11 protein-coding genes are annotated in these 11,508 nt (G+C 46.3%); 7 read left to right on the top strand and 4 right to left on the bottom strand.

What is annotated here, in order from left to right; all coding sequences use genetic code 11:
• Positions 1–57: 57 nt before the first annotated feature.
• From AC4JOV_RS00395 to AC4JOV_RS00375, 5 genes are all read left to right on the top strand, one after another.
• Positions 58–252: a hypothetical protein gene (locus AC4JOV_RS00395; protein WP_229937090.1), complete on the top strand. Its 195-nt coding sequence runs from the start codon at positions 58–60 to the stop codon at positions 250–252.
• A gap of 44 nt (positions 253–296) precedes the next feature.
• Positions 297–734: an HvfX family Cu-binding RiPP maturation protein gene (locus AC4JOV_RS00390; protein ID WP_229937091.1), complete on the top strand. Its 438-nt coding sequence runs from the start codon at positions 297–299 to the stop codon at positions 732–734.
• 18 nt (positions 735–752) lie between these two features.
• On the top strand, positions 753–878 hold the full coding sequence (locus AC4JOV_RS00385) for a hypothetical protein (protein WP_256444100.1): 126 nt from the start codon (positions 753–755) through the stop codon (positions 876–878).
• A 96-nt stretch (positions 879–974) separates the two neighbouring features.
• On the top strand, positions 975–1,454 hold the full coding sequence (locus AC4JOV_RS00380; protein WP_229937092.1) for a hypothetical protein: 480 nt from the start codon (positions 975–977) through the stop codon (positions 1,452–1,454).
• A 9-nt stretch (positions 1,455–1,463) separates the two neighbouring features.
• The gene (locus AC4JOV_RS00375; RefSeq protein ID WP_229937093.1) at positions 1,464–2,204 is read left to right on the top strand and encodes a ferredoxin-thioredoxin reductase catalytic domain-containing protein; all 741 of its coding nucleotides are present in this window, start codon (positions 1,464–1,466) and stop codon (positions 2,202–2,204) included.
• 802 nt (positions 2,205–3,006) lie between these two features.
• Here AC4JOV_RS00375 and rplT read toward each other — a convergent pair.
• Positions 3,007–3,363: a 50S ribosomal protein L20 gene (rplT, locus tag AC4JOV_RS00370; protein WP_229937094.1), complete on the bottom strand. Its 357-nt coding sequence runs from the start codon at positions 3,361–3,363 to the stop codon at positions 3,007–3,009.
• A gap of 149 nt (positions 3,364–3,512) precedes the next feature.
• Positions 3,513–3,704, bottom strand: coding sequence for a 50S ribosomal protein L35 (gene rpmI, locus AC4JOV_RS00365; RefSeq protein WP_229937095.1), 192 nt, complete (start codon positions 3,702–3,704; stop codon positions 3,513–3,515).
• A 220-nt stretch (positions 3,705–3,924) separates the two neighbouring features.
• On the opposite strand from rpmI, the gene AC4JOV_RS00360 reads away from it, so the two are divergent.
• Together AC4JOV_RS00360 and AC4JOV_RS00355 are read left to right on the top strand one after the other, a co-directional pair.
• Positions 3,925–4,068, top strand: a complete 144-nt coding sequence (locus AC4JOV_RS00360) for a hypothetical protein (protein WP_229937096.1) — start codon at positions 3,925–3,927, stop codon at positions 4,066–4,068.
• Between the two features lie 1,235 nt (positions 4,069–5,303).
• The gene (locus AC4JOV_RS00355) at positions 5,304–8,234 is read left to right on the top strand and encodes a MutS-related protein (protein ID WP_229937097.1); all 2,931 of its coding nucleotides are present in this window, start codon (positions 5,304–5,306) and stop codon (positions 8,232–8,234) included.
• Positions 8,235–9,122: 888 nt separating this feature from the next.
• Here the strand turns inward: AC4JOV_RS00355 and infC are convergent.
• Together infC and thrS are read right to left on the bottom strand one after the other, a co-directional pair.
• A complete protein-coding gene (gene infC / locus AC4JOV_RS00350; protein ID WP_404820167.1) occupies positions 9,123–9,617 on the bottom strand; it encodes a translation initiation factor IF-3 in 495 nt (164 codons plus the stop codon).
• A gap of 50 nt (positions 9,618–9,667) precedes the next feature.
• A complete protein-coding gene (thrS, locus tag AC4JOV_RS00345) occupies positions 9,668–11,482 on the bottom strand; it encodes a threonine--tRNA ligase (protein WP_229937099.1) in 1,815 nt (604 codons plus the stop codon).
• Between the last annotated feature and the right edge of the window lie 26 nt (positions 11,483–11,508).

Genomic DNA, 11,508 nt, shown 5'->3' with positions numbered 1-11,508 from the left:
GAGTACACAATTATCATATTATACTTGGAATCTCTAAAATCATAAAAAGGAGGCAAGATGTTTAAAAAAATAGTGGTTACTTCAATGGTAGGGCTTGCAATGCTTGCATTCTCAGGATGTACTGACGGAAAAGATACAGCAACAGGCAAATGTGACAGTGCAAAAGAGGTCAAAACGAAATGCGGTGAAGGCAAATGTGACAGCGCAAAGAAAACTGTAACGAAAGAGGAAGGAAAGTGCGGTAGCGAATAAAACTGCAGCGCTATCCAATCAACGAGAGAAGAAAAGAGGATATCATGATAATACATATCTATCCTAAGACAAAAGATATACTGAGTAAGGGGCAGGATCTTGCACTGCTGGTTGCCAGACTGATATTGGCCTATGGTTTCTATGGTCCTGCCATGCGGAAATGGGCAGATATCGATGCGATTGCAATATGGTTCGGGACACTGGGTATCCCCCTGCCCACACTCAATGCCTATATGGCCGCGACTACTGAACTGCTGGGTGTTATCCTGCTCACACTGGGACTCTTTACACGACTGATCTCTCTGCCGTTGATCGTCGTCATGATCGTGGCTATCGTCACAGTGCATCTTCCGCATGGATTCACAGCCGGAGATAACGGATTTGAGATTCCGCTTTACTATATGTTGTTCCTGGCTATTTTTGCTTCCTTTGGCGCCGGAAAATTCAGTCTGGACCACCTCCTTTTCGGTAAAGACAAATAAGAAAAGAGGTAAGAGAGTATGAAATACATTATCCTATGGGTCACTGCGTTGGTGCTTGCTTTAACCTTCACACTCTCTGCCGGGAAATCCGACAAAGATACAAAAGTAGTACCAACGATGGATCAACCAAAAATAACCGGCTGATAGAGCTACAGAAAAAAGAGGTCTCTCCCAAATACGCTCAGGGTTTTTACCCTTCATTAAATATCTTTCACTACAATTACGCATAGTCTATTTCACTTGAAGGAGGCAACGATTAAAGCGCTATTTTTATCCATCATTTTGATCCTGGCATTTAACGGATGTGAGTCCCAGGCTGAACGGGATGCCCGCATCGCCCAAGAGGCCAGAGAAGAGCTGCTTGCCGAACTCAAGGCCAAAGAGGAGGCTGAGGCAAAAGCGCAGAAAATGCGTGAGACTGACTCTACCCTGCTTCGTATGGGTATCTCTAAAAAGGATGGGGTGATCACTATCGATACGAACAAGACCAAGGGCTTTTTTGAGCAGATAGGCCGACAGGTTACACGCGAGGTAAAACGATTTGAAGAAGAGTTTGATAAAGGCAAAGGTGCCGGTATCGAAGCCAATGAGAGTGAGATACATATAGACCTGCATAAAAGCGAACACTTTCTGGAAAAGTGGGGCGCAAAGATGCAAGAGTTTGCCGATGAACTGGATAGCTTATCCAAAGAGTTGGACGGCAACGAAACTACACCATAAAGGAAAACTATGCAACAGATCGATATCAACTCCGACGAGTTTCAAGCAGAGCTTGAAAAAACCTGGCAATTTGTCGAAAAGGTCAACACTCAATTCGGATTTGTACAAAACCCCAATGAAGAGGTTAATGAGGGAGTAGCCATGGGGCTTGCCAGAAACAGGCTCATCTACGGCAAACGTTTCTGCCCCTGTTTTATGGTGATCGGAGAGACCAAAGAGGAGCAAAAGGCAGCGGATAACCGTATCTGTCCGTGTAAGCCTGCCCTTGAAAAAGAGATTCCCGAAGATGGGCTCTGTCACTGCGGTATCTTCTGTACCCCTGAGTATGCCGCAGCACAACAGGAAAAAGATACTGCCGAAGAGGTGGCCCATACCCATTCACAGGGTCTTACCAGAGGACAGGCTGTAGCACTCCTCAACGAGGAACAGCTTGACGGGGATGAGCTTGAAGCACTCCTTGAAGCCAGAGCATTGAGGATGGTTGATTTTACCCTGATGGATGTACGTGAGTATATGGAGTACCAGATGGGACATATCGTGGGAACGGACACGCTTGTCCCTACCTCACAGTTCTACGCAAAGATAGAAGAGCATGCCGATAAAAAACAGAAACCGGTCATCGTCTACTGTCACACAGGCAGCAGAAGCTTTCAAGTACAACATGCGATGAAGTCACTGGGATTCGAACATGTCTGTAACCTGAGACCCGGCATCATCGCCTACAACGGTGAAACGCAAAGAGGGGAATAGGCTCAAGTGAGCAGGTAGCAGGTAGCAGGTAGCAGGTAGCAGGTAGCAGGTAGCAGGTAGCATCATGACAGAGTCATGAGAATGTGTCAAATGTTTTTCACGTCATCCTCGGGCTCAACCCTGGGATCCACAAGTTGGAGTGCATGATTGTTGGTGCGTGATTACGCACCCTACGCGATCCATTTAACCTCATTTTAACACAGCACTATCCGTAGGTCGGGATACCCCCTATCCCGACATTCACCCATTATGGAGAGATCAGCATTGATATCGGGGTGAGGATACCCTGGGAAAGTAAGAAAAAGCAACCATTAATCACACGAAGTGTGCCTTGTTGTGGTGAACGACCTTGTAAGCGAAGCGATTCGAGAGCCACAACGCTTTTTTGCTTCGTTTTTTCTAAAAAAATGAAGAGAGAACCACCGCCTCAATAGTATAAACAAGGAAATTCATACGTTATAGTAACAGCCGTTTGTATTCCAAGCTATAAACGTAAAGCAGTTCACGTTTCCTTAACGCTTCGGAACCATGAGACCCGTTAAATAAACGTGAGTGAACCTCACGTTTATAGGGGTGGAACCGAGCGTGTCGAATGCAGTGAGCCGCGAAGGCAAAAAAATGTGCTTTTGCACCGCCGAAGGTAGATCCAACACCCCGACCTACGTAAATCACAAATTACGAATTACTCAGGGCTAAGTGCGCATTAAAGCACATCATATATTAATCTTTAAAATGGTGAAATGATTATTTGGGAAAGTGTTATAAAAGGGGTGAGAGGCCGAAGCCTCTCAAAAGATAGAACTTACTTAGCAAGTGCCGCTTTTGAAGCTTCTGCTACTTTAGCAAAAGATTCCGGTGCGTTCATTGCCATATCAGCAAGGATCTTTCTGTCAAGCTCGATGTTTGCAAGCTTAAGACCGTGCATGAATCTTGAGTAGTTCATGTCGTTTAGTCTAGCAGCTGCATTGATACGAACGATCCAGAGTCTTCTGAAGTCTCTTTTTTTCTGTCTTCTATCTCTGTAAGCATATACCAAAGATCTTTCAAGTTGCTCTTTAGCTTTTCTAAAGTGCTTTCTTCTACCGCTGTAGAATCCTCTAGCTTGTTTTAGTAGTTTTTTATGACGTCTGTGTCTTACAAAACCGTTTTTTACTCTCATGGTTTTCCTTTACCTTGAACTTGTACTAAACCTCTTTTAACGCCGCCAGCCGCATGAGCCAACTGCTGAAGTTCGTTATAGTAGGTGTCAAACTTAACTGTTTGAACTTGCCTCATACGAGTGAGGGAATACTACTTTTTGGATCAACCTTAGTTGATCATCGCTTTGATTTTTTTAGCATCAGCAGAATCAACGTGCTTATCACTTCTCATCTGTCTGTGGTGTTTACCGTCAACCTTAGTAAGGATGTGGCTTCTATAAGCAGTTCCTCTTTTGATTTTACCGCTCTTTTTCACCTTGAAACGCTTTACAGCGCCTTTTACGCTCTTCATTTTAGGCATATGCTTACTCCCTATTGAATTTTTTCATTAATTTAGAACGCTTTTGGGCAAAGCCCAACAAGCTACGCTAACGCTGAGTTCTCCTCAGCAGAGAGCTCATGCGACTAGTCGCATCTTTTTATACATTGCTAAACCATAGAAAATGGGACGGTATTATACCGAGTTTTTCTAAAAATTTTATAAACCCCTTTCTTATTAGTGTATTTGCATATGCTTGTTGGTGCGTGATTACGCACCCTACGCGAAAGATCACCATCATTTCACCTCTCCGGTATCCGTAGGTCGGGATACCCTTATCCCGACATTCACCCCTTATGGAAAGATCGCCATTGATGTCGGGATGAGAAGCGTCAAAAAAACGTGAACTGCTTCACGTTTGTAGCTTCGGAACCATGAGACCCGTTAAATAAACGTGAGTGAACCTCACGTTTATAGGGGTGGAACCGAGCGTGTCGAATGCAGTGAGCCGCGAAGGCAAAAAAATGTGCTTCTGCACCGCCGAAGGTAGATCCAACACCCCGACCTACACTTTCCTTCTATCGATCCTCACTGCCACGATTACCGTGGTAACCAGAAAAACATATTCAAAGAAAAACGGCTTTTTTGTCACTGAGCACTGGGCGTACAGATGCGAAGGTGAGAGTCGTAAAAAATGACAATAGTTTGTCATTTTTAGACTCGGAACCAAAGGCGATGTGCTTCTGCACCGCCGAAGGAAGATCTATAACACACCGAGAGCATCGTCCGTACGCTTGCGAAGTGACGCTTTTTTGCACCCCAAGGGCACTTCCTCCCTTCGATCAGGGCGCTTCGTTTTTTCTCCTAGTGAAGCGTAGCGGTGACGCAGTCATCACTCTCTTTGAGAAAAAAATGAAGAGAGAAACACCACTTAACCGTGTAAAATAAGAAGACTATGCAAAAATAGTTATTAAGTTTTGGATTCCGGATCAGAGTCGTGAATGACAGTTTTTCGTCATCACCGGGCCTGGCACCCCAAGGGCATTTCCTATGGGCACCCGGGGATCCACAAACCATGGTAACCGAATCAACTTGTGCATTTACTTCCTATATATAGAAGGAGTTACAACGAGTGTTGTATGTCCCTTTTTAGAAAAGGAACCAAAAGCGTCACCCCCTCTCGAAACGCGACGGAAGTTTTTTGCACTTCTGCAAAAAACTTCCTGCTTACAAGGTCGTTCGGGGTGACAGTTTTTTATTTAAAAGATATCTTCGGACTCATACCAGAGAGTCCAAATGCCGGTCAATCGGGAAAAAGTAAAAAGTAAACGTAAATCGTAATACGTAGCACATAACACAAATGCCCGGAGGAAATACCTTGGGGTACACGTTTCACATTTCACGTATCACAAATTACGAATCTCCATCCCATCCAACAGTTGTGGTTCATCCTTCGGCGGTGCACTAGTGCACATCGCCTCCGGTTCCGACCCTACAAACGACAAACTATTGTCATTTGCTTAACCGGTCTCATCCCATGCATCACACAATAATTCCTACTTCCTCACTCCTAGTTCCTCCCTCATATAACCTCACTTGTGGTAAAATCAATCCCAACAAAAAAAGGCAGGTTGAACGCACGTGGATCAAGTCACCGAGATACTCTCCAACAAGAAAAAACTCCTTACCGAGGTCTATTTTGACCTGCAGCTGCACTTTGAAGAGAAGTACGGCAAAGATGCGCTGATTCTGATGGAGATCGGTACCTTCTTTGAGGTCTACGAGGTCAACAATGACGAACTGAAAGTCGGCAAGGCCAAAGAGATCGCAGAACTGCTCAATATCCAGCTGACCAGAAAAAGCAAAGCGATCTTGGAGAACTCGGTCAGCAATCCCCTGCTTGCAGGCGTACCTGCGGTTTCACTGGACCGTTACCTCTCACGTCTCATCGCTACCAAAAAGTACACGATCATTGTCGTCAAACAAAAAGGCGAGATGCCCAATGTCAAGCGCTACGTCTCCAACATCATCTCCCCGGGTACCAACTTCGAGTATCTCTCAGAACCGACTGAGAACAACATCGTCTCTCTACTGATCGATGAGAATGCAGGGATCTACTCGGTAGGCTATGCCGCGATCGATGTGAGTACCGGGAAGACCATCACCAACGAGATACACTCCACACGCGACGACAAGACCTATGCCCTAGATGAAGCCTTCAACCTGCTTCAGACCTATACCACCTCCGAGGTGATCATCACGCTGGAGAGCAAAGAGATCGACAGAGAGTGGCTGATACACTACCTGGAGCTGGGTTCTCTGCACCATACCCTCAACACCAAACGCTTCAAGGTCTCCTTCCAAAACGAACTCTTTACACGGGTCTTTGAGATCAACTCTTTTCTGAGTGCCATCGAGTACCTCGACCTGGAGCGTCACCCCTACACCACTGAGGCACTGGCGATACTGATCGACTTCATTATCGAGCATGATGAGAGCATTATCGAAAAGATGAACAAACCCCAGTTCCTCGGCTCCAACCGCTATATGTATATCGGGAACAACGCGATGGAGCAGCTCTCGGTCATCTCACGCGACCCAAGCGATGTGACCCTCTTGGATCTGATCGACAAAACCTCTACGGCATTCGGAAAGCGTCTCCTCAAAGAGCGCCTGCTCAATCCGATCTGCGACAAAGCGCTGCTTGAGGAGCGCTATAACCTGACCGAACAGCTTCTGCCTAGTATCGACCGTTTTGAGACCCACCTCAAACAGATCTATGACCTTGAGCGTATCACACGCCGTATCAAACTGCGTAAACTGCACCCGGTGGAGCTCACCTATATCTCCATGTCCCTGGAGTCTATCCTGAAACTGATCGAAGATGGCCAAGGGAGCGGCCTGGAGATCGATGAAAAGCTCTATGATGAAGTCCGTGAGATGTCCACTGTACTTGAAGAGACCTTTGAACTGGATGTCTGTGCGAAGTTCAGGATCGAACAGATCAATGACAATATCTTCAAAAAGGGTGTCTACCCGGCCATTGACACCATTGTCAAGAATCAGCAGCAGGAGATTGACAAGATGGAGCTGGTGGCATCACATGTGGAGTCACTCTTTGAAAAAGAGAAGCTTTTCAGCGGGACGACCAAGTACACTACCGTCAGCTACCTGGAGAGCGAAGGATACTTCCTCAATCTCACCAAAAACCGTTTTATGATGATCGAGAAGCCGCTCAAGGAGTCATTTGTCACGATTGACAACGAACACCACTTCTTCAAGGACTTCTCCTATAAGCATCTCAAAAATGCCGTCAAGGTACAATCCCCGCTCTTTGCGGATATCACCCGCAACTACGAGACGGCACAGGTACAGCTGGTCTCCCTGGTCAAGCAGCGCTATGTTGAGAGCCTGGACCTCCTGGAGAACCGTTTTTCACTCCTGCTTGAGAGGCTTATCGCCTTTATTGCCAATATCGATGTGGCCATCTCCAATGCCAAGTGTGCCAAAAGTATGAACCTTACCCGCCCGCTCATCGAAGAGGGGAACTTCTATGAAGCGATCGGTCTGCGACACCCGATCATCGAGGCCAATGACGAACGGGGGATCTATGTGCCCAATGATCTCTTCCTGGGTGCCAACAACGGTACGGGGCACAACCATATCACGCTCAACGCCAGCAACAGCGAGGATGTACTGGGTATCCTGCTCTACGGGATCAACTCATCAGGGAAATCCTCGCTGATGAAGAGTATCGGGATCAGTGTGATACTGGCACAAGCCGGCTTCTACGTACCGGCTGTGGAGCTTCGTTTCGGGCTCTATGACAAGCTCTTTACACGCATTGTCTCCAAAGACAACCTCTATAAGGGGTTGTCAACCTTCAGTGTGGAGATGATGGAGCTCAAAAATATCTTTAACCGTGCCAATGCCCGTTCACTGATCCTCGGTGATGAGATCAGTCAGGGGACAGAGACCGAGTCGGCCCTGGCGATCGTCTCTGCCTCCATCCTCAAGCTGATCTCACTGAAGTCCACCTTCATCTTTGCCACCCACCTGCACCAGCTGGGAGAGATTTCAAACCTCCAGGGGCTCAAACATCTGATCTTTCTGCATCTGGGTATCCAGTATGATGATGAGAGCGACAGACTGATCTATAACCGTGTCCTGCAGCTGGGTATGGGGGACAGTCTCTACGGACTGGAGTTTGCCAAATCACTCCATATGGACAAGGAGTTTCTCAAAACTGCACAGGAGATCAGAGAGAACCTGAACCATGCACAAAGCGATGTCAAACGCCTGAGCCGCCAGAAACGCAGCAAATACAACAAAGAGCTCTATCTCGGAAAGTGTGCCCTGTGTGATGCCCCGGTGGATGACGTACACCACATCGCCGAACAGAAAGAGGCCAACGAGACAGGCCATATCGACCACTTCCACAAAAACCACAAGTACAACCTCATTCCCCTCTGCAAAAAACACCACCAGATGGTCCACGAAGGGAAGATCATGATCTCGGGGTTTGTGATGACAGATGAGGGGTTGAAACTCCATTATGAAGTTCGGGAGTAGTGAGCAGTGGAGCTGCGAGTTAGAAATGAGGAGTTCGTGATTCGTGAAATGTGATACGTAAAATGTGAAATGTATTACGTATTACTTTTTACCTATTGTCCGGCTTGTGGATCCCCGGGTCAGAGCCCGAGGATGACGAAAAGAGTGTCATTCCTGTTTTAATCTATCTTATATATTTTAAATAAAAGACTGTCAGCCCGAACGACCTTGTGAGCAGGAAGTTTTGCAGAAGTGCAAAAAACTTCCGTCGCGCTTCGAAAGGGCTGACGCTTTTGGTTACTTTTCTAAAAAGTAACATACAACACTAGTTGTAACTCCCAAGTATCTATCTCTACTTTATTAAAAAAGTAGGCACTAATAAAGCTTCCCAAGGGTATAAAAATACAGAGGAAACACCTACTCAATGTTATAAAACAAAAAAATTTATTTGGTTCCCACGTTGCACGTGGTAACCCATACGCCGATACGATAGACTAAAGTTTACTGCATCACTACACTCTTATATGCATTCCCACGAAAATCGTGGGAACGAAAGCAACCCTCACGGGCACCCGGGAATCTACAGATTGATATGCATGATTGTTGGTGCGTGGTTACGGCACCCTACGCGATAGAGCCCCTACTTCCTTGTTCCTCATTATTATCCATTCTTTTTCTTCTTTGTCACTGAGCACTGGGCGTACAGATGCGAAGGTGTGCAATATTGCGAAGCAACACACCGAGAGCATCGTCCGTATGCTTGCGAAGTGACGCTTTTTTGCTTCGTTTTTTTAAAAAAATGAAGAGAGAAACACAACTTAAAGTTGAAAACTAAGAAAAGTGTGAAAAAATTATTATATTGTAGATCCCAGGAAAATACCCGGGAAAACGGAAAGTAAGAAGAAGTGACTACTTCTTCTGAGGAGTCACGTACATATTGATATAGCGACCTTCCTGGTGTGCATCTTTTTCAAGTACACCGATATCTTCAATCATCGGCCAGACACGTTTAAGTACCTCTATACCCCACTCAGGGTGAGCCATCTCACGTCCTTTAAGGAAAACTCTGAGCTTCACATGCTTCCCTTTCTCCAGGAACTCTCTGGCATGTTTCACCTTGAAGTTGATATCATTTTCAGCGATCTTACAAGAGAACTTCACCTCTTTGACTTCGATCTTCTTCTGGTTTTTACGTGCCTCTTTTTTCTTCTTCTCAAGCTCGTATTTGTGCTTGCCGTAGTCCATGATTTTTGCGACAGGGGGTTTCGCATTCGGTGACATCAGTACAAGGTCAAGTCCCTTACCTTCAGCTATTTTAAGGGCTTCGTCTTTGGAGATGATGCCAAACTGCTCTCCGTCATCACCTACAACTCTCAACTCCGCTGCTCTGATGGCGTCATTCATGATGACATCATCACCCTTTTTTCTACCCCTATTTCTGTCGTTTTGTCTACTCAAATTTTACCTTTTTGCAATTCTTGTGTTAATTCTACCATAAATTCATCTTGTGTAAGATTATACTGTTCTCTGGTTCTTCTGTTACGGATTGCTACCGATTTATTGGCAACTTCTTCATCACCGATGATCACAACATACGGTACTCTCTGCTTTTCAGCCGTACGGATACGTTTGTTGAGTGAGTCGTTCTTGTCATACACCTCTGCATCCATCCCCTCAAGTCTCATCTGTTTCTTAAGCGCATTTGCATACGCCACGTGATCTTCTGCGATCGGTACAAAGATCACCTGAGTAGGTGCAAGGTAGAATGGGAACTCTCCGGCAAAGTGCTCAGTCAGGATCGCGATGAAACGCTCAAACGACCCGAGGATCGCTCTGTGAAGCATGACCGGCTGTTTACGCGTATTGTCTTCAGCCACATACTCCACCTCAAATCTCTGAGGAAGGTTGAAGTCTACCTGGATCGTACCACACTGCCATTTACGTCCGAGTGCATCTGTGATCTTCACGTCGATCTTCGGTCCGTAGAAAGCACCGCCACCCTCATCGATCGTGTAAGGCAGGTTGTTCTCTTCAAGTGCATCTTTAAGCCCTTGTGTTGCAAGCTCCCATACGGCATCTTCACCGATCGCTTTCTCCGGTTTCGTCGCGACTTCCATCGTATACTCAAATCCGAAAAGCTGCATCACGCTGTCTACAAACTCCACGACCTCGATCACTTCTCCCGCGATCTGCTCAGGTGTACAGAAGATATGTGCATCATCCTGGGTGAACTCTCTTACACGAAGCAGTCCGTGCAGTACCCCTGACTTCTCATGTCTGTGTACCACACCGTATTCATAGTAACGAAGCGGTAATTCACGGTAACTCTTTTGTGTCTGTTTAAAGATCTGGATATGCCCGATACAGTTCATCGGCTTGATACCGTACTCCTGCTCGTCGATCTCTGTAAGATACATATTTTCACCGTAACAGGCATAGTGCCCTGAGGTTCTCCACATATCCGACTTCAGGATCTCCGGTCCGCGTACAGGCTCATACCCTCTTACACGGTGTGCTTTATGAAGGATCTCCTCGAGTTTCGCACGGAGTTTTGCTCCCTTCGGCATCCAGAACGGCAGTCCCGATCCTGCCGATTCGTTGAACATGAAGAGCTCCATCTCTGTACCGATCTTACGGTGGTCACGCTTCTTCGCCTCTTCGAGCATCGTCATATGTGCTTTGAGAGACTCCTTGTCCGCAAAAGCCACCCCGTAGATACGTGTCAGCATCTCTGCACTCTCGTCACCGCCGAGGTAGGCACCTGCCACACGTGTCAGCTTGAAGTTGTTCAGAAATCTCAATGCCGGTACGTGAGGTCCGCGGCAAAGATCTTCGAACTCTCCCTGCTTGTAGATCGAAAGCGTCTCGTCAGGGATCTTGCTCATGACGGCCTGCTTGAGATCATCATGCGAGAACTTTTTCATCGCTTCATCTTTGCTCATCTCGTACTTTTCGATCTTGTACTTTTTCTTGATAAGCTCTTTCATCTTCTTTTCGATCGCTTTGAGATCCTCTTCACCGATCTTCTCATCTACTCTGAAGTCATAGTAGAATCCCTCATCCACTACCGGTCCAACAAAGAACTGTGAGTTAGGATAGAGTTCAGTGATCGCCTGTGCCATCAGGTGTGCTGTGGAGTGGCGGATGATCTCCAGTGCTTTCTCGCTGTTGTCATACTCGATAGGTGTCAACCCTGCCGTCTCTACTGCGCTCTGTGTATCGATAATGTTATTGTCGTTATCCAGATATCCGATAATATTTTCGCTCAAAATATACCCTTAAATACGTAATTACG

This window comes from Sulfurovum sp. MH2-6, assembly GCF_058374785.1.
This window is presented reverse-complemented; position numbering and strand designations above follow the sequence as displayed.